The organism is Brevibacterium ravenspurgense (assembly GCF_001584615.1).
GTDB lineage: Bacteria > Actinomycetota > Actinomycetes > Actinomycetales > Brevibacteriaceae > Brevibacterium > Brevibacterium ravenspurgense.
Map to the genome: position 1 here is coordinate 169,565 of NZ_LQQC01000008.1, position 19,202 is coordinate 188,766.

The 19,202-nt window shown below is 60.6% G+C and carries 15 protein-coding genes; 4 read left to right on the top strand and 11 right to left on the bottom strand.

What is annotated here, in order from left to right:
* Nucleotides 1-83 precede the first annotated feature (83 nt).
* Together Bravens_RS03875 and Bravens_RS03880 are read right to left on the bottom strand one after the other, a co-directional pair.
* The gene (locus Bravens_RS03875) at nt 84-4,559 is read right to left on the bottom strand and encodes a YPDG domain-containing protein (RefSeq protein ID WP_062020470.1); all 4,476 of its coding nucleotides are present in this window, start codon (nt 4,557-4,559) and stop codon (nt 84-86) included.
* 273 nt (nt 4,560-4,832) lie between these two features.
* The gene (locus tag Bravens_RS03880) at nt 4,833-6,116 is read right to left on the bottom strand and encodes a CDP-glycerol glycerophosphotransferase family protein (RefSeq protein ID WP_082791023.1); all 1,284 of its coding nucleotides are present in this window, start codon (nt 6,114-6,116) and stop codon (nt 4,833-4,835) included.
* 103 nt (nt 6,117-6,219) lie between these two features.
* Here Bravens_RS03880 and Bravens_RS03885 point away from each other — a divergent pair, with 103 nt between their 5' ends.
* Complete coding sequence (locus tag Bravens_RS03885) at nt 6,220-6,948, top strand: DUF805 domain-containing protein (RefSeq protein ID WP_062020474.1); 729 nt, start codon at nt 6,220-6,222, stop codon at nt 6,946-6,948.
* A 66-nt stretch (nt 6,949-7,014) separates the two neighbouring features.
* Here Bravens_RS03885 and Bravens_RS03890 read toward each other — a convergent pair whose 3' ends face one another.
* From Bravens_RS03890 to Bravens_RS03905, 4 genes are all read right to left on the bottom strand, one after another.
* Entirely contained in the window at nt 7,015-7,671 is a 657-nt protein-coding gene (locus Bravens_RS03890) for a DUF2127 domain-containing protein (protein ID WP_062020476.1), read from the bottom strand.
* Complete coding sequence (locus Bravens_RS03895; RefSeq protein ID WP_062020478.1) at nt 7,668-8,405, bottom strand: phosphatase PAP2 family protein; 738 nt, start codon at nt 8,403-8,405, stop codon at nt 7,668-7,670. The genes Bravens_RS03890 and Bravens_RS03895 overlap by 4 nt, the downstream gene beginning before the upstream one ends.
* Complete coding sequence (locus Bravens_RS03900) at nt 8,406-8,882, bottom strand: NUDIX hydrolase (RefSeq protein ID WP_082791011.1); 477 nt, start codon at nt 8,880-8,882, stop codon at nt 8,406-8,408. It abuts the gene before it with no gap.
* 90 nt (nt 8,883-8,972) lie between these two features.
* Entirely contained in the window at nt 8,973-10,301 is a 1,329-nt protein-coding gene (locus tag Bravens_RS03905; protein ID WP_062020590.1) for a short-chain fatty acid transporter, read from the bottom strand.
* Between the two features lie 252 nt (nt 10,302-10,553).
* Here Bravens_RS03905 and Bravens_RS03910 point away from each other — a divergent pair, with 252 nt between their 5' ends.
* On the top strand, nt 10,554-10,925 hold the full coding sequence (locus Bravens_RS03910) for a nuclear transport factor 2 family protein (RefSeq protein ID WP_062020482.1): 372 nt from the start codon (nt 10,554-10,556) through the stop codon (nt 10,923-10,925).
* A 183-nt stretch (nt 10,926-11,108) separates the two neighbouring features.
* On the opposite strand, the gene Bravens_RS03915 is transcribed toward Bravens_RS03910, so the two are convergent.
* The 5 genes from Bravens_RS03915 to Bravens_RS03935 form a co-directional block, all read right to left on the bottom strand.
* Nucleotides 11,109-12,017 carry a 3-hydroxyacyl-CoA dehydrogenase NAD-binding domain-containing protein gene (locus Bravens_RS03915; RefSeq protein ID WP_062020484.1) on the bottom strand — a complete coding sequence of 303 codons (909 nt, stop codon included), beginning with the start codon at nt 12,015-12,017 and terminating at the stop codon, nt 11,109-11,111.
* Nucleotides 12,017-13,492, bottom strand: a complete 1,476-nt coding sequence (locus tag Bravens_RS03920; protein ID WP_062020486.1) for a peptide MFS transporter — start codon at nt 13,490-13,492, stop codon at nt 12,017-12,019. Before Bravens_RS03920 ends, Bravens_RS03915 begins: the two co-directional genes overlap by 1 nt.
* A gap of 121 nt (nt 13,493-13,613) precedes the next feature.
* Complete coding sequence (locus Bravens_RS03925; protein WP_062020488.1) at nt 13,614-15,266, bottom strand: long-chain-fatty-acid--CoA ligase; 1,653 nt, start codon at nt 15,264-15,266, stop codon at nt 13,614-13,616.
* Between the two features lie 199 nt (nt 15,267-15,465).
* On the bottom strand, nt 15,466-16,014 hold the full coding sequence (locus Bravens_RS03930; RefSeq protein ID WP_062020490.1) for a GNAT family N-acetyltransferase: 549 nt from the start codon (nt 16,012-16,014) through the stop codon (nt 15,466-15,468).
* Nucleotides 16,011-16,988, bottom strand: a complete 978-nt coding sequence (locus Bravens_RS03935) for an ornithine cyclodeaminase family protein (RefSeq protein ID WP_157452697.1) — start codon at nt 16,986-16,988, stop codon at nt 16,011-16,013. Before Bravens_RS03935 ends, Bravens_RS03930 begins: the two co-directional genes overlap by 4 nt.
* Before the next feature lie 204 nt (nt 16,989-17,192).
* Here Bravens_RS03935 and Bravens_RS03940 point away from each other — a divergent pair, with 204 nt between their 5' ends.
* Both Bravens_RS03940 and Bravens_RS03945 read left to right on the top strand, forming a co-directional pair.
* A complete protein-coding gene (locus Bravens_RS03940) occupies nt 17,193-17,474 on the top strand; it encodes a GNAT family N-acetyltransferase (RefSeq protein ID WP_061941999.1) in 282 nt (93 codons plus the stop codon).
* Nucleotides 17,475-17,651: 177 nt separating this feature from the next.
* Nucleotides 17,652-19,109: an NAD-dependent succinate-semialdehyde dehydrogenase gene (locus Bravens_RS03945; protein ID WP_062020494.1), complete on the top strand. Its 1,458-nt coding sequence runs from the start codon at nt 17,652-17,654 to the stop codon at nt 19,107-19,109.
* Nucleotides 19,110-19,202 lie beyond the last annotated feature (93 nt).

The following is a 19,202-nucleotide window of genomic DNA, read 5'->3' on the forward strand; positions in this document are numbered from 1 at the left end:
ATGCGGAACCGCCCACAATCGTTTATCGGCCTGTCTGCGTGCGCGCCCGGTTCTCACCAACCGGGCGCGTCAGCAGATGAGCGTCAGTTGTTCTTGCGGCGCGAACGAGCAACCATCAGAACACCTGCGGCGAGCAGACCAGCTGCTGCAGCCAGTGCACCAGCGATCTCAACACCGGTACGGGGCAGCGGAGCGTTGCTCGAGCCCTTGTCACCGGAGTCACCAGGCTTGGACGGAGCAGGCTTACCGGAACCGGTCTTGCCCTTGTCGTCCACCGTGACAGTGATGGTGTCAATGACGTTGCCGTCCTTGTCCTTCACCGTCACGACGATCTTGTCACCAGGCTTGGCGTCATCGTTGATGTCAACGACGATGTTGCCGTCCTTGTCGATTTCAGCCTTACCGGGGCCTTCGACCTCAACGGTCGAGCCGTCCGGAACCGGGCCGCCATCGTTCGGGATGACAATCTTGTCGCCAGGCTTACCGTTGCCGTCCTTCCAGTCAGGCTGGTCAGCAGGCTTTTCAACCTCGACGACTACGCGGTCGATCTCGTTGCCGTCCTTGTCCTTGACAACGACAACAACCTTGTCACCAGGCTTGGCGTCCTTGTCGATGTCAACGACGATGTTGCCGTCTTCATCGATTTCAGCCTTACCAGGTCCTTCCGTTTCAACGGTGGTGCCATCCGGAACCGGGCCGCCATCGTTCGGGATTTCGACCTTGTCGCCAGGCTTACCCTTGTCGTCCTTCCAGTCCGGCTTCTCAGCAGGAGCGTCAGGCTTCTCGACCGTGATGGTGACGTCGACGTTGTCCTTCGAACCATCCGGGTAAGTCACCTCAACCGGAACGGTGATCTTGTCACCAGGCTTAGCGTCCTCAGGAACCGGGACGGTGATCTCACCGGTGTTTTCGTCAACCTTCACACCGTCAGGAGCGTCGTCACCAGGGGTGAACTTGGTGCCGTCAGGAGCCTCGGTCGGGTTACCGTCCTTGTCCTTGAACTCAGGCTTCTCAACCTTGACGTCTTCACCAGGCTTACCCGAACCATCTTCGTAGCCGGGTTCGAACTCGTCAGCCTGCTTGGTGTCAGGCTTGGACGGTTCGGTGACAGTCACGGTCGATTCGTCGATCGTGTTGCCTTCTGGGTCCTTCACCTCGACAACGATCTTGTCACCAGGCTTAGCGTCTTCGTCGATCGTGACGATGAGTTCACCGTTTTCGCCGATTTCGACCTTACCGGGGCCTTCGACCTCAGTCGTGGAGCCTTCCGGAACGTCGCCACCGGTGTTCGGGACAGTCACCTTGTCACCGGGTTCACCTTCGCCGTCGCCCCATTCGGGCTTCGAGTCAGGGTCGGTGACAGTAACAGTCACGTCCACCTTGTCGGTGCTGCCATCCGGGTAGGTCACAGTCACAGGAACCGTGATCTTGTCACCAGGTTTGGCGTCAGCCGGAATCTGGACCTTCAGCGATCCATCTTCAGCAACTTCGACACCGTCCTTGTCGGTGGTGAACTTGGTACCTTCCGGAACGGTGACAGTGTCGCCGTCCTCGTTGGTGAATGTCGGAGCGTCAACCGGAGCGGTGGTACCAGGCTGGCCAGCACCGTCGTTGTACTTCGGTTCGAGCTCGTCAGCCTGCTTGGTGTCAGGCTGCTCCGGAGCATCAGGTTCTTCGACCGTGACGGTGACGTCGACGTTGTCCTTCGAACCATCCGGGTAGGTCACCTCAACCGGAACGGTGATCTTGTCACCAGGGTTAGCGTCTTCAGGAATCGGAACGGTGATTTCACCGGTGTTTTCGTCAACCTTCACGCCCTCAGGAGCATCCTCACCAGGCTTGAAGGTGGTGCCTTCAGGAGCCTCGGTTGGGTTACCGTCCTTGTCCTTGAACTCAGGCTTCTCAACCTTGACGTCTTCACCAGGCTTACCCGAACCATCTTCGTAGCCGGGCTCGTAGGTGTCAGCGTCCTTGTCCTTAGCCTCAGGTTCTTCAACCGTGACGGTGACGTCGACGTTGTCCTTGCTGCCGTCTGGGTAGGTCACCTCGACAGGAACAGTGATCTTGTCACCAGGCTTAGCATCCTCAGGGATGGTAACCGTGATCTCACCAGTGTTCTCATCGATGGTCACACCATCAGGAGCGTTCTCACCAGGACCGAAGGTCGTGCCGTCAGGAGCTTCGGTCGGGTTGCCGTCCTTGTCCTTGAACTCAGGCTTTTCGACCTTGACATCCTCACCAGGCTTACCCGAACCATCTTCGTAACCAGGTTCGAAGATGGTGTTCTGGTTAGGAACCTTCGGGTTGCTGTCCTCGTCGTCCGGGATGCCGTCGTTGTCGTCATCCTCGTCCTCGGTGTCAGGCTTGCCGTCACCATCGGTGTCCAGCTTGAAGTTCGCCTTAGCGTCGTCCTTGCTGCCGTCCGGGTAGGTCACCGTGACAGGAACATCGAACTCCTCAACGGTGTCCTTGTTCAGCTTCGACTTGTCCGGGAAGTTAACGGTGATTTCACCGGTGTTCTCGTCGATCGAAACTTCGTAGCCTTCAGGAGCCTTGAAGTCTTCAGGAATCGAGAACTTCGAGCCTTCAGGAGCCTTGGTGTCCTTACCGTCCTTGTCGGTGAAGGTCGGGGTCGACTTGGTTTCCTTACCAGGAACTACCAGCTTGTCTTCGTAAGCAGGCTCGTACAGGTCAGCGTCCTTGTCGGTCACCGTGACGATGACATCAACGGTGTCCGTGGAACCATCCGGGTAGGTCACATCAACCGGAACGGTGATCTTGTCACCAGGCTTAGCGTCATCCGGAATGGGAACGGTCACTTCGCCGGTGTTCTCATCGACCTTGACACCGTCAGGAGCACCCTCACCAGGGGTGAACTTTGTGCCCTCAGGAGCCTTAACCTCTTCGCCTTTGCCGTCTTCGTCCTTGAACGTCGGGGCAGGAACCGTAACGTCTTCGCCCGGCTTACCCTTGCCGTCTTCGTACTCCGGCTGCAGGTTCTTTGAAGTTTCTCCGATGATGAACGAGTCAGCTGCAATTTCTTCACCGTTGGAAACAAGAACCGCGGTGTAGATGTCACCAGCCTTTGCGTCCTTCGGAATGTCGAACGTCTCGCAACCCTTCAGATCGTCCGTGCTGCTGATGTCGCAGCTCTTAACGACCTTGCCCTTGGAGTCGCGCCACTCAATGACCGATCCAGATTCCGCGATGTTGCCCTTAAGCGTGAGCTTCGCGGGCTCGCCACCGACAAAAGCAGGGTTGTCGGTGGTGTCATAGTTGGTGATGTCCAGGGTTGCTTCCCGGACCTGCATCAACCCGAAGTTCACGTTGTATGCGTAATTGGAGAACACCGCAGGGTTGGGGCTGGCTGCCCACTGCAGGTTGTAACGCGGGTTGGTGAAAACAGGCTGGGTGTAGGTCGAGTAGGACGAAACTACGTTTCCTGCCGGGTCCGTGACCCACATGTACAGGTTATTCTTGTCGTAGTCTTCACCGAGGTCAACAGTGTATCGTCCATCCTTGTTGACCGTCGCCTTACCTGTTTTGGCAAGGTTAGACTTGTCTTTGAGCATTTCCTGCGTCTTCTTAGCGCGCAGGCTCGGGTGCAACTCCATAATCTGGTTATTGGCCTGGATACCCTTGTCGCTCAAAACTGAAGCCCATACCGTGTAGCCTTCTGCGTGAGGGTCCACCGTGTTCTTGGTAGCACCGGCAAACAGCTGATTTTCGTTTCCACGGTCAGTCTCAAGCCATACCCGACCGCTAACAGTGCCCGGAGCGATCTCAGCATACTTCGCAAACTTTTCCTGCGGCGTTTCAACTACCTGGTCAGCTACGACGTAGTCGCCGGGCTCTTCATAGAACCAAATGCCGGTCTTAGTCGTGTTGGTCGCTGTTGCAGCGCTGCCCGGGAAGTCGCCAAGGCCTTCACCGGATGCCCTACCGAAGGAAAACGGGGTGTAACCGGGAGCTGCGCGGAGCTGACGCACCCAGTTGTCGGTACCGGTTTCAGGGTCTGTGTGCTTGAAGTCTTCGCCCCACACCCGGTACTTCTGGCTGCTCTTTCCAAGGAGCTTGTGCTCCTTGCCAGCGTTGTCAGTCCATGACGGAACGTCAAAGGCATAGACACCGTGTCCAGCACCTTTAAGTTCGTGCGTCTTCGCGGAGTAGATCGGTGAAACCGCGCCGTCAGAGTCGATCCACTGGAGGTAAACATTCTGGTTCGCAGGCACAGCCTGGAAACCACCCCAAGTCGACGTCAGCTGCGCGCCCGGAGTTGGGGTAACAATCTGCGCGCGTCCAGAGACGATGTCCTTACCAACCCCGAGAGAGTCGGTCAGGTTCGCGCTCTTGGTGACCTTTCCTGACGCGATTGCGTCGATGTCAATGGGTCCCTTGTTGACCGCATCTCCGTCCGCAGCCTGCGCTGCCTGCTGGAATGCAGTCGAGTCGAAAGCAGTGGCGACCGCACCTGGTGCGAATGCCACAGCCATTGCGAGAGTCAGACCAGCTGCTGCTGTCTTCATCCCGCGGCGTCGGTGAGAACGCTGTTGGCTCATCAATTTTCCTTTCGGTTGACACCCGCGCCGTTCCGCGCAGGCATAGATTCACTCACAGTTTCCGCAGCGGACAAAAACCGCTCCGAAAACCGTGAAGAACTTAGGGCTAAGTATTAATACCCTCATAAAGACTTTAACTAACTGCCAGATTTCCCACAGCTTTCGGAAGAATTGAAGCTTCACTCACCGTTGCTGAGACGCAGAATTGCGCGCTTATCACCGGGCTCCACCCGAAATCTACCGTCCGGTACACCGGACGGTGTGATGGCAACCTCAAGAGAAATCTGTGAGCTGCCTGTCTGCCCACCGCTGTTCCACCACACTTGCGACAGCTGCCACAAACCGTCTGCGCTGACTTCCAAGCCCTGTATCCCCCAGATAATAACGGCACACTTTTTCCCGTTCAGCCTGCCCAGACTCCCCAGAGCCCAGCCCCTGGCGAACCATCTGCGAAATCCGACGCCCACCATCAGCAGTGCCGACCACCGATGGAACCCGTGAGAACAGACCACCGGCAGGCACCTCGGCACCCGGGTCAGTTGGAGCCACCCCCACGAGGGGCTTATGCGTTGACAGCCAGTCAAAAGCAACCGACGACATTTCGGCCACACACGCATCAGCCGCAGCAAACTGCCATGACACCGTCGGCGAATCATCAAACACACAGCCTGCAGCACCCGTCACAAGATCCCGAATCTGCGCCTCCGCCCGAGCAAACTCCGGCTTCACAACACCCGTCCGCGGATGCGGCCGGTAGATGACACCGAAACCAGCCTCCACAAGCCCCTCCACCAGCGGAACACCCGACTGTGCCAGGGTGCCGTACGCCATGGACGGCGAATCGCCCTCCCACGTGGGCGCATAGAACACAGTGGGCCGACTGCCATCCAGAACCTGTTGGAAACGCTCCGGCACCGGTCCGGCATAGTCCAACTGCGGCCTGCCCACATCGATCATGTCCGGCAAACGCCCCAGCAGCGCCTTCTCGATCCGCTCCCTGGCGGCCAAACCAGCCGTGAACACACAGTCATAGGCTTTCAGCTGGTTCGACACCATCGAAATCTTTTCGCTCTCCCCATGCGACAAATGCACATGAGCCGGCGTCGGATACCGCAGAGCCTGAAAATTCAGCACAGCCTGATTGACATACAGCACCGCACACAGGGTGGGCTGCGTCATAAAACGATCGACATCCGACGTCAGCCGCGCATACCGCACCGGAAGCTCCGTCAACTGCGCAATCTCACGCGCGTTGTCCAGATTGCGCATGAGGATGCCCACCGGCCACGGCGCACCATCGCCCGGACCGTCCAGAGTCATCCCCGACTCCAAATGCATCGTCGCCGCAAGATCCTCAATCGGGGCCAACCACTGCTTCAGCTGATACGTCGAGGCCCTATCCCCCGCGTGATACACACCAACCACAAAACCGTCATCACGCGACGGCACAAACTTCGGATCCAACCGCCGCTCAGCCGCGCGCACCGACAGTTCACGACCCACCTGAGAAGAGAACCGCTTCGCCGACGAAAACACGTGGGACACCCTGTTCATCATGCAGACCAGTATGCCAGCGCAGAAACGAGCACCGCCGTTGTTTCCTTCCGAGTAACCGGAAATCACTACACTGACGACCGACCCATACCAACCCAGGAGCACGATGAACTCAAACCCCTACGACAACAACCCCTACGGCAGTGGCCCTGGTGGCGGCCCCTACGGCAGCGGTCCCGGCGGGCAACCCAGCTACGGCGGCAGCAGCCCTTTCGGTGACAGCAGCCAGTTCGGCGGGCAACCGGGCAACGGCGACAACCCTTTCGACAACAGCCCCTACGCCCACAACCCCTTCGGCGCTGGGGCGCCGTCCGCCCCGCAGCGCCGAAAAATCACCGAAAAGGACTACCGCGGCACCGGTCAAAAACCACCGCTGTCGCAGCCTCTCTACGGCGCGGGCCCAGTGACCGCCTACACGCGGTTCTGGAAGAAGTTCGCACGGTTCAAGGGCTACGCATCGCTGTCGGAATACTGGTGGCCGCAGCTGATCAACACCTTGATCTGCTTCGTTCTGTTCGTCCCCAGCATCGTCGCCGTCATCATGGCCGACATCGAAGCCCAAAGAACCTTCGAGGCCACCGGATACGAGGTCGAACCTGACGTCCCAGCGCTTGCGATCATCGGGACCCTCGTTTCGTTCCTGTTCCTGTTGGTCGCCGCAGTGCCCACCCTGTCCTCCGGCTGGCGACGCATCCAAGACGCCGGCATGCACGGCGCCCTCATCTTCCTGGCGTTCATTCCCTACCTGGGCGGACTCATCAACATCGTCCTGTGCATCCTGCCCACCAAACTGACCGCCCGCCAACCCGGACGCGACGACCTCACCGGCGACTGAACCCACCACCACATGACGAGGTGCCTGCTCACGTGAGCAGGCACCTCATATTTTTCTGGGGTCAGGTCAGTCCGCGGGTGTGCCCGGATGTTCGGCGGAAGCCGGGCCAGACGCGGCAGCTTCGGCAGCCTCTTTCAATGCCCTTTGGCGTTTCTGCAGATTCCATTCGTGGCGGGTGAGCCACACGATGAAGATGTCGAAGATCGTCAGCAGCAAAAAGAAGATCGAGTGGCGGGCAAAGATTTCATAGGTCTGGTAGATGATGAACGCTGCCAAGAAGCCCATCATCCACGGGTAGGCCCACATCTTGCCCTTCAGCACAGCCCACACCAAAACGATCTTCGTGGCCGCGTGGCTGATCATGTAGATCGCCGCATACAGCTGAATACCCGAATCCAGATTCTCCGTCTGATGCAGAAGCCACGCCGTAACAGGGTTGTCCGTATTGCCCGCCGTAAGCTTCACCGCCAGCTGATGCCACACGTGCCGGGGCACAACAAGAACTACAATGCCCGAGGCCATCTGACCCAAACCAAACAGGCCCTTGCCGATCAGCGTGATGTAGAAAATCACGTGCAGCCAATGTTCGCGCTTGCGCTGTTTAGGTGGAATGAGATCAGCAGAGGTTTCCGTATCCGCCAAGGTCGGGACCAGACGGTCGGTGCTTCCGCTGTGCGCTTTGTGGTTCTCGTGCGCCGTATGGCTGCTGAAGCTGCGCGTCATTGCCGTGTTCCTGTGTTCTGCGAAGCCTGAGCGGCTCGCAGTTCAGCGCCGCGCTGCTGTTCACGCCATTTCCGCAGGGCTTTTCTGCGCTTCAGCGGCGTCAGCCTGTGCCGGACAAGCACGTACAGCACCAAACAGGCGCCCACGCCCACCAGGCAGCCGGCCGTCACATCAGTGAAATAGTGCACGCCCAAATACAGGCGTGACAAACAGATGAGCGCGGTCATGCCCAAAGCTCCGGCCCAAATGATTGCCCGCTGCCATAAGCGCACAAACAGCAAACTGAAAACAACAGCCGACGAAAACAACAACGACGACGTCCCCGTGGCGTGCCCCGACGGGAACGAAAAGTTCGTCTCGAGCACCAACCGGTTCTCTACTGCCGGACGGGGACGGGCATACAGCGGTTTGAGCGAATGCGTGATCGCTGAGGCGAGCGCAACACAGCCGGCAATATAGGCCGCCGGCCGCCAACTGCCGGCCAGCACCCACACAATCACCGCCACCAGCACGCCCAGGATGATCGTGCCCAAGGGGCTGAAGATATTGGTGAAGAACACCAAGAACGCTGTACGCGGATCGCTGCGATGTTCGATCATGTCGCCGAGAACTTCATGGTCGGCCTCCAGCACCAGGGTTGTCTGCACAAACAGACCCAAGATGACCACCAGGGCGAAAAGTAACACGCCGGTGCTGATCCGCTTGACCGGCGGATTCGGCTTCTGGTTGTTCACTCAGTTCACCTGGCCAGCAGCCAGACCGCGAGCCAGCAGCTCAGGGATAACGTGATTGCGCGTCAGCGGAGCAAAAGAACGCTCCGCCGTGTCCTGGGGAAGATCCGCGATCGGGAACCACTCCGCCTGGTCAATTTCATTGAAGAACCGCGGTTCCTGAACATTCAGACGATCCGGGGTGCCGCGGTAGGCGAACACCGTGCCGGTCACGTGAGTGTCCGGTTCATTCGCCGCATCCGTCGTCCAGGAGCCCAGCAGATCCAGCCGATCCGGGTCGAGATCCAGGTGCAGCTCCTCCGCGATTTCGCGGACAGCGGTGGCAAGAGGCTCCTCGTCAGATTCGATCTTGCCGCCGGGCAACATGAACGAGCTCGTCCCCTTCTTCCGGACCATCAGCAGCTCCGGCCTGTCCGGATGGATCAAGCACACAGCGGCGACGACAACAGACTTAGGGGATTGCTTCGGGGACTTGCTCATTCCACCAGTATGGCCCACCGGTATGGGAGTCACATGAGACAGTGCGGGCTGCCGGCGGCTGTGCAGCGCGGTGGGCGGTTGTGCACCCCGTCAGGCGAGGAAGCTCACCGCGAACAGGGTTCCGCCCAAAACAATGCCCGAACCCACGAGCGTCATCGTGGTGTAGCCCAGAATGTCGCGCATCTTCAGACCCGCAATAGCCAGCACGGGCAGAGCCCAGAACGGCTGGATCATGTTCGTCCACTGGTCACCGTAGGACACAGCCATGATCGCAATTGAGGGGTCGATGCCCAGTGATTCGGCGGCCTTGAGCATGATCGGGCCCTGCACCGCGAACTGCCCACCACCGGAAGGGACGAAGAAGTTCACAACGCCTGCCGCCACGAACGCCAGCACGCCGAATGTGTGCGGACCGGAAATCGACACCAGTGCGTTGGAGAAGATCTCAATGAGACCCGACGCACTCATGATGCCCATAATGCCGGCATACAGCGGGAACTGCAGAAGGATCTCGCCGACGTTGACCGCCGCACCCTTGGCCAGGTAGATGATCTCGAAGGGGCTGCGCACCAACAGCAGGATGAGCGTCAGGAAGCTCCAGTTGACGATGTCCAGAGTCATCGCGCCGCCCTGTGCGAAGTGGACGACGATATACGCCGCAAGCAGCAGGCCCACCAGCAGCGTGGGGATGCGGGACGCGTCAATGCGATCAGCCGGGGTGACGATCTCTTCGCCCACGAAGGGCTTTTCGCCGTGCTCAACTTCCGCAGGCATTTCAACAATCGGGGCGCCCGGCTTCGGGGCGGTCAACGCAAACAGAATCGCCATGACAATGAGCACCAACGCAGCCGCAGCCAGGTTCCACCACGCAAAGATGGTCTGCGAAACCGGGATGGTGCCGCCCATCGCCTCGTCAAGGAACGAACCGGGCGTTGCCGCAGTCAGAGGGCCCGAAGCCGAATAGCCCATGTGCCACACGACCATGCCCGAATAGCCAGCCGCAACAAGCAGCGGGAAGTGCACCTTGAAGCCGCGACGGCGAGCCGAACGAGCCACCTCGACTGCCAACAGCGCACCGACAACCAGGGACAGACCCCACGTGATGAGGGCCGACACGCCAGCCACCACAAAGACCAGGACATAGGCAGAGCGGGGGCCGGAAGGCACATCGGCAATCTTGGCCAGCAGCTTCCGCACCGGTTGGGTGTGCGCCAACATATGGCCCAAGAAGATGATGAGCGCCATCTGGGTCATGAACTCCAGCAGGCCCGAAAGCCCATCACCCCAGCCGACCAGCACATCGACAGGTTTGGTCGGGGTAAGGATGAGCGCCAGGATGCCAACGACAACACTCAGCACGATCGCAAACATGAGCGCCGACGGAGTCCACTTCTCAAGCAGTGAGTTAAGCGGGCGCATGACCGCCGGGGCGGCCGCCGAGCTGGGCGGGGTGTTTGCCTGAGTGGTGTTGGCGTTTGGTGTTGTGCCGTCAGGATGTCCGTTTGCGGAGTCCGACATAAGAGCGCTCCTTTGCGTTCGTGTGCTGATTCACAGTTATCGTAGAGAACACACAGCCGGAGCGCGAAACCTCTGGTGAGAACGCCTGTCGCAGACACGTGTCTAGAGCGTGTCTGCGCACCCGCTGCAATGACGCCACAGAAAGGACGGCCCATGACCGCCGAACTGTCCCCCGCCGACGTTGAAGCCCTCGTCCGCCGCTACTACACGACCGTGGATGCCGGCGACGACAACGCCACCGCAGACCTCTTCGCGGCCGACGGCACCTACGACCGCCCCGGCTACGACACCATGGTTGGCGAAGACATCCGCCGCTTCTACCTGGAAAACCGCGTGATCGAATCAGGCGAACACACGCTGCTGGACGTGATTGTCAACGGCAACCAGGCGGCCTCACGCGGCGAATTCAACGGCAAACTCAAAGACGGATCCGACGCCCACGAAGGCTTCGCCGACTTCTTCGTCTTCAACGCCGACGGCACAATCGCCAAGCGCACCAGCTACTTCTACCGCGCCGCAGTGTGAGGTGTGCGGTGGGCGCAGCCCACTGTGCAGATGAGGGCGCATATGGAGGCAAAAATCGTGTTTTCGCCTCGATCTTCCACCTAGACAGCAGAATCCCCCGCCGGGCATCAGAAAAACCGGCCCGACGAGGGATCTGCCTGCTTAAACGAAACTCAAGCCCCGCTTAACGGCCAGTGGCCCGCCTCAACGCCCAGCGGCCCTCGCACGGAGTATCGCGTTTTGGATTTCGTCGCGGCGAACAGCGATCGATTCCTCGGGCGGCATTCCATAGGCGGCTTCAGCCTGCTCGAAAATCTCGGCCATGCCCTCCATAGACATGTCTGGCTGCGGCAGATCGATCTCGGCAAAACTCGGCCCAATATGCTCCATGAGCCCGCGCAGACCAGCTTTGCCGCCACCTAAGTGCAGACCCTCAAACGGCCCAACCGCAGCCCACCGGATGCCCAGTGAATTGCGCACGGCAGCATCAAGGTCTTCAACGCTGACAACACCGCTCTGCACCAAGTGCACAGCTTCACGCAGCACAGCATTCTGCAGGCGGTTGCCCACGAAACCGCGCGCTTCCTTCTTCAGCACAATCGGCTCACGGCCCACACCGCGGTAGAATTCAACAGCCGTCTGCACCGCTTCATCCGACGTCTTCGGTGAAGGAACAACCTCGACCAGCGGCATGATGTGCGGCGGGTTGAACGGGTGTCCCACCAGCAGGCGGGCAGCAACATCGTCCGGCAGCTGCGCCGCAGTTTCCGAGGCCGGAATCGCCGACGAACTCGAGGCAAACACGGCCTGCGCCGACGCATGCTGGGCGGCCGCAGCAAAGAGTTCGCGCTTCACATCAACACGCTCCGGGCCGCACTCCTGGATGAAATCAGCACCCGAGGCGGCATCGGCCAGAGGATCTTCCCCCTCGGCAGCGCGCACAGAACCAGCCGAATTCGAACCAGCCCCAGCCGGCACCTCGCCAACAAGATCAGAAACGATCTCCCCGAGGTCTTCACGAGGGTCGCTCAGAACAACCTCGTGCCCGTGGGAGGCGAACAGCTTCGCCCACGACTGGCCAATCGTGCCAGCACCGATAACAGCAACCTTCATCAGCGGACTCCCTTCATGAGCTTTGTAACCGGCTTAGCTGCGGCAAGAACAATCGCACCGAAGACCAGAGCGGCAATACCGTGCCACATCCAGTACGGCAGCTGGTTGTCCACCGCGTAGAACTGCGAGGTCACACCGGCAAGCGATGTGCCCACGCCAGAGGCCAGGAAGAACAGGGCGATCATCTGCGAACGGAACACCCGCGGCGCCAGGCGCGTAGCTGCCGAAAGGCCAATAGGCGAAATGAGCAGCTCCGCAATGACGAACAGCATCAGCAGGAAGATCATGTACAGCAGCGGCGTGCGCGCATCACCGGTGCCGCTGGACGAGAACGGGATGAACAGCAGGAACGCCACACCGATCAGCACCAGCGCAAGACCGGCCTTGACCATGGTCGAGGGCTGCTTGTCACCCATGCGAAGCCACAGCGCCGAAGTTCCCATCGACAGCAGGATCACCCACGCGGCGGGAATGAGCGTGACCCACGAGATCGGCATTTCCCAACCGAACACCGAACGGTTGAGGCTCTCATCGGAGTACACAACCAGCACACCGAAGATCTGCTGATACAGCGCCCAGAAAACCACCGATGCCAAGAAGAAAGGAATGAACGCGAACACGCGCGAACGTTCAACAGAGGTGACCTGCTTGCTGGTGGTCATGATCGTGAAGTACACAATCGCCGCAAACGCCGAAACACCTGCAATCCAGGTAGAGATGTTCGACACCGTCAACCAGCCAAGAGCCACAACAGCCCAAATGGCCAAACCGACCGCCACAACCGCGGCAGGCAGAATCCACAGCTTGTTGCGCGGCAGCGGGTTCACCGTCTTACGCGAATCCGCCGGCAGGTTCTTCCGGCCGGTCATGTACACAATCAGGCCGAGCGCCATACCGACAGCAGCGGCACCGAAGCCGATGTGGAAGCCGATCCGATCCTGCAGCAGACCCACAATCAGCGGACCCAGCAGAGCACCGATGTTGATGCCCAGGTAGAACAACGAGAACCCGGCATCGCGCCGCGGGTCCTTTTCCGAATACAGCGTGCCGACAATCGCTGAGGCCGTCGCCTTCAGACCACCCGAACCGAGCGCCACAAGCCCCGTACCGATGAGCACGCCGGCAAAGCCCGGCACAACCGCCAAAGCCACGTGGCCTGCAACGATGATGATCGCGCTGCTGAACAGCACACGCTCGGAGCTGAGCACACGGTCGGCAATCCAGGAGCCCAGGATGGTCGCCAGGAACACCGCCCCGCCATAGGCACCGACAAACGCGGTAGCCGTGGTCTGGCTGTAGCCCAAACCTCCGTCGGCAACCGAGAAGTACAGGTAGATCGCCAAGATCCCCTGCATGCCGTAATACGAAAAACGCTCCCACATCTCCAAGCCGAAAAGCTGGGCGAGCGGGAGCGGATGACCGAAGAAACGAGTGTCCGCCTGGACCTCGTCAGAACTCTTTGCTGGGGTTTTCATCACCCCACCAGGGTAGAGGAAACACATGACGAGGCGCCGCTCACCATCCCGGGCACCGCACCAAGGTGCGGTGCGGCTGGGAGGCAGGCGGCGCCTCGTGCGTATAAAAGCGCTGGTCAGATCACTTGTTCTGCTCTTCCCAGTCGCTGCGCAGAACCTTCTTGTCGAGCTTGCCGACCGAGGTGCGGGGAAGCTCGTCGGTGATGACGATCTTGTCCGGCAGCTGCCACTTGGCAAAGCGGCTCTTGAGCACGTCGATGACCATGTCGTCGGTGACTTCCTTGCCGGGGCGGGGCACGACGAAAGCGACGGGACGTTCGTCGTACTTGGCATCCGGCACACCGATGACAGCGGCTTCGAGGACAGCGGGTTCGTCGAGGATGGCGTTTTCCATGTCGATCGAGCTGATCCACTCACCGCCGGACTTGATGACGTCCTTCAGGCGGTCGGTGATCTTGCGGTGACCCGACGGCAGGATGACGGCGACATCGCCCGAACGCCACCAGCCGTCCATGAAACGGTCGTCGTTGTCATCGAGCTTGTAGTACGACTCCGTGATCCAGGGGCCGCGCATGATGATCTCGCCGTTGGACTTGCCGTCGTGCGGAACATCCTCGCCAGTGGGGTCGACCACGCGGGACTCCACACCCAGCAGCGGCAGGCCCTGGGCACGGCGGATGTCCCACTGTTCGTCCTCCGACAAGTCCTTGAGCCAGGGCGGCAGCTGCCAGTTGATCGATGCCAGCGGGGACGTTTCCGTCGCTCCGTAGCCGTGGATGACATAGGCGCCGGTCAGTTCCTTGAAGCCCTTCATGAGCGCAACCGGAGGTTCGGTGGAACCTGCGATCATGCGGGTGCGCGACAGGTCCGGCGGAGTGTCCAGCGAACGGAAGTACTCAAGAATCGGCGCAAACAGTGCCGGTGCACCGTTCGTAGCGGTCACACCCTCGCGGGCAATCGCCTCTGCCACCGGACCGATGTCGGTTGCCGAGAACATGCCCGGCAGCACGAGCTTCGCCGCCGCACCCATCGCAGCCTGCGGGAAGCCCCACGACAGCACGTGGAACATGGGCGTAAACGGCATAACAACGTCAGTGAAGTCGACCTTGAGGTTGCTGATGACCGCCATAGCGTGCAGGTACATGGAGCGGTGCGAATAGTAGACGCCCTTCGGACGGCCTGTGGTGCCGGTGGTGTAGCCGGCGTAGCAGGCCGTGGTCTCTTCGACCTGCTGGAATTCGTAGTCATCGCCGTGCTCTTCGGCGGCCTCCGCCAGCAGATCTTCGTAGAAGTAGGCGTTCGGCAGGTTGTGTTCAACTTCCGACGACGGCTTGTCCGTCATGATGACGAAGCCCTTGACGTAGCTGGCCTTGGCAATCGCCTCGGCGATCGGCAGGAGGGATTCGTCAATGAAGATCCACTCGGCGTTCGAGTGGTTCACAACGTACTGAATGTCAGTCGGAGCCAGGCGGATGTTGATCTGCAGCATCGTCGCCGCAACACCCGGAATGCCGAAGTAGAGCTCGAAGTGGCGCAGCGAATTCCAGTCGGCAACACCGACCATCGTGCCCGGGCCGATGCCCAGTTTGTCCAAAGCGTGCGCCAAACGGCTGACTCGCTTGCCGAAATCGGCGTACGTCGTGTTGTGCCATTCACCGTCGTTCGTGCGGTGGGTGATGACCTGCTGCGGGAAGTTCTTCACCGCGTGCCGCATCAGAGTGGTGGTGTTCAGCTGGTAGCTGTCACCGAGAGTTGAAGGGATTCCCTTGAGCATGTGTCCTCGCTTCCTGTGGAAACAGCGTGCCGCCGCACAGGCCGAAGCGCAGAAGCCAACCCACGTCTATGTGGGCCGACCGCTGGCACACGAACTGTCCGGCGGATGGCTACTGACGAGTCTAAACCCAATGTGCCCACGATCACACAACCCGCGGCGCGTAATCCCACCTGCTAAGAAACAGGATTCAGGACAGCGGTTAGCCGAGCGGTTTGCTGAAGACCGCGAACTCGAGGTCATCGACCTTGGGCACACCGAAGCGCTCCTGCCCGTAGGGGAACGGCTCGGTTTCGCCCGTGCGCCGATAGCCGCGACGCTCATAGAACGCGATGAGCTCCGCGCGCTTGCTGATGACCGTCATCCGCATGGAAGTTGTACCCCATTCGCGCTGCGCGAAGGATTCGGCAAACGCCATGAGCTCTTTGCCCACGCCACTCCCCTGCGCTTCCGGTGACACCGCGAACGTACCGAAATACGCCACACCATCGCCCTCATCCGTAAGCGTCACGGTGGCAAGAGGAGAGCGGGAGCCGGCAGGCGCCTCGTGATCCTGGGCAAAGGCGACCAGAACAGTCGAGGTGCCGAGCATCTCCTCGACCATGGGCAGGTCGACCCGCTGGCCGTCCAGGAGGTCCGCCTCCGTCGTCCAGCCGGAGCGCGAACGATCCCCGCGGTAGGCCGACTCAATGAGGTCGACCAGTGCGGGAGCGTCGGCGGGTTCAGCCTGGCGGATGGTCAGGGCGCTCACTTGTCGGAGTCCTTGAGTGCGGTGGGGCCCCTGAGAGCAGCGCGATAGGCCAGGCCGGCCACGACGATGTCTTCCCAGCCCTGGCCGACCGACTTCCACACGAACGGGCGGTCGTCGGGAATGCAGGCGCCCTCAGACTTCGCGATTTCACTGAACGACAGAACGTCATCCCAGGTCAGGTGGCCTTCTTCGATGGCTTGGTGGACATCGCCGGCTTCGCGCTTGCCGTTTTCAATCGATTCGACGCCGACGGTCGAACGGCCCAGCAGATCGCCGGGAAGCTCACGCGCGTTCAGCAGGTGGGTGCCCATCGCGACGAGGACAGCATCGTTGCGGACGTGAGAGTCCTCCAGCAGAGGCTCCGAGGCGCCGGTTGCGGTCACGATGAAGCCGGCTTGTTCGATGGCTTCAATTGCTTCGGGGCTGTTGGAGATAGCTTCCGTGAACTCGATGCCGAACTCGGCGGCCTTGTCGGCAACCCTCTGTGCCTTGCCTTCACCGCGGACAACGGCGGTCAGCGAGGTGACAGGCACCGTCGCCTGGGCGGCCTCAACGTGAGCGGCGGCCTGCGCTCCCCCACCGAAAATCACCATGTGAACGCCGTTGGTGAAGCGGCGCTGCAGCACGTCCTTCACACCGGCCATTGACAGGGCGGGAGTGCGCAGCTCAGTGATCGCGGCACCATCGACGGTCGCCAGAGGTGCCTGGGTCCGACCGTCGAACAGGAGGACGCAGCCCTGAATTGTCGGCAGGTCGCGGTCAGCGTTCTCCGGGGTCAGGGTGAGCACCTTGATGCCCACGAAGTCATCGACAGCGCTGGGCATGAACAGGAACTGGCCGTTGGGAAGATCCGCCGATGTGCGCGGCAGGCACGTGTCCGGGTTATAGCCGGCACGCAGAGCTTCGCGCATGCCGTCGCGCGCCTGAGCTGACGACACCGTCGACAGCAGGGTTTCAGCATCGATGTTCAACAAGGGAACCTCCCACGGGTTTTGGCGGTGCGCTTTGGGTGTGCGGGTTTTGGCGGTCGGGTTTGCATGTGCTGCTCACCACTGTAAACGGAATAAGGTGAGTGTCTCACCTCGTTGGGCCGGATGAGACGCGGCTGGCCCAGGTCACGGCCTTCAACCAGAGAGCGCCGAGGTGCGTCGGCCAGCCGGAGACAGAAAGGGAGATCCATGACAGACGTCAACATCGAACACCAGGCGGACACCAAGCGCTACGTCGGATTCATCGACGGCAAAGAAGCTGGGTTCGCCGCCTACAGCGAAAACGGCACCCACCGCGACTTCTTCCAAACCGTCACCCACGACGGCTACACCGGAAAAGGCGTTGCAGGCAAGATCGTCGGGCGTGCACTCAGTGAATCCGTCCAGGACGGGTTCACGTTCACACCTTCGTGCAGCTACGTCGAGCACTACATCGAAAAGCACCCCGAATACGCCGAACACGTGAAGTGAGCGCCGCACCCGCGCACGCCCGGTGAGCACAGCGAAACCGGGCAGTGGTGTGCGGTGGTGAGCGGCGCCTCGTCAGCTGGCCAGAACAGGCGCTGACCAGCAGGCAAAACGGTCAGCCGGGCGGCGCCCTCGGGGGCATACACTGGCACAGGAGCGACAAGAAAGGACGGCTCAAGCATGGACGTGCAGTCGATCATCGACAAGGTCAACACCGGACTGTTCATTGACGGGCAGTGGCGCGACGCCGAAACCGGCGACACCATCGACGTCATCAACCCCGCAACCGGTAAAGTCATTGCGAAAGTTGCCGACGGCAGCGAAAAAGACGCCCAAGACGCCATCGAAGCAGCTGGCCGGGCACAGAAATCGTGGGCTGCCACACCGCCGCGCGAACGCGGAGAAATCCTGCGCCGCGCCTTCGAACTGCTCATGGAGAAGCAGGACGAAATCGGTGCGGTCATGACCGCTGAAATGGGCAAATCGCTCACCGAAGCCAAGGGCGAAGTCGCCTACGGCGCTGAATTCTTCCGCTGGTTCTCCGAAGAAGCCGTGCGCATCGGCGGCGACTACATGAAGTCCACCGACGGCAAGAACCGCCTCATGATCTCCAAGGAGCCGGTCGGCCCGTGCATCCTGGTCACACCCTGGAACTTCCCGCTGGCCATGGGCACCCGCAAGATCGGACCCGCACTGGCAGCAGGCTGCACCGTTGTGCTCAAGCCCGCGCAGCTGACCCCGCTGACATCGTTCATGCTTATGGAAGTGCTGGTCGAAGCCGGTGTTCCCGCAGGTGTTGTCAACGTCGTCACGTCGAGCTCGGCACGCCGCGTGGTCACCCCGTGGATGGAATCCGGCATTGCGCGCAAGATCTCCTTCACCGGATCCACAGATGTCGGAAAGAACCTGCTGAAGCAGGCCGCTGACAACGTGCTCAAGACCTCCATGGAGCTCGGCGGAAACGCACCGTTCATCGTGTGCGAAGACGCCGACCTCGACAAGGCCGTCGAAGGTGCAATGCAGGCGAAGATGCGCAACATCGGCGAAGCCTGCACTGCCGCAAACCGCCTCATTGTGCACTCATCTGTTGCCGACGAATTCGCCAAGCGGATGGCGGAGCGGATGTCGGCGCTCAAGGTTGGCAACGGGCTTGAGGACGGCGTTGACATCGGCCCGCTGGTTGAAGAAAAGGCACTCGACAAGGTTGCTGAACTGGTGGACGAAGCCGTTTCGGCCGGTGCTCACGTCGTGACCGGCGGTAAGCGGGTTGAAGGCGACGGGTTCTTCTACGAGCCCACCGTGCTCACGAACATCCCCGCCGATGTTGCGATCAACCGCGAAGAGATCTTCGGTCCCGTCGCGCCGATCTACACCTTCGATACTGAAGACGAAGCCATCGACATGGCCAACGCCACCGAATTCGGGCTGTCGTCCTACCTGTACACCGAGAACCTCGAAAAGGCACTCCGCCTGTCCGAGCAGATCGAAGCAGGCATGGTCGGACTCAACACCGGACTGGTATCCAACCCGGCTGCGCCTTTCGGCGGTGTGAAGGAATCCGGCCTGGGCCGCGAAGGTTCGCAGTTCGGCATCGACGAATACCTCGAAATCAAATACGTCGCCACACCCGTGGGGTGATTGGTTAGGCGTTAGCTGCGGCAGCCGGGCGCGTCAACTGCGGTTGGGCGCGTTAGCTGCGGCGTAAAAGTGGGGGCGGGCATCGAGCCCGCC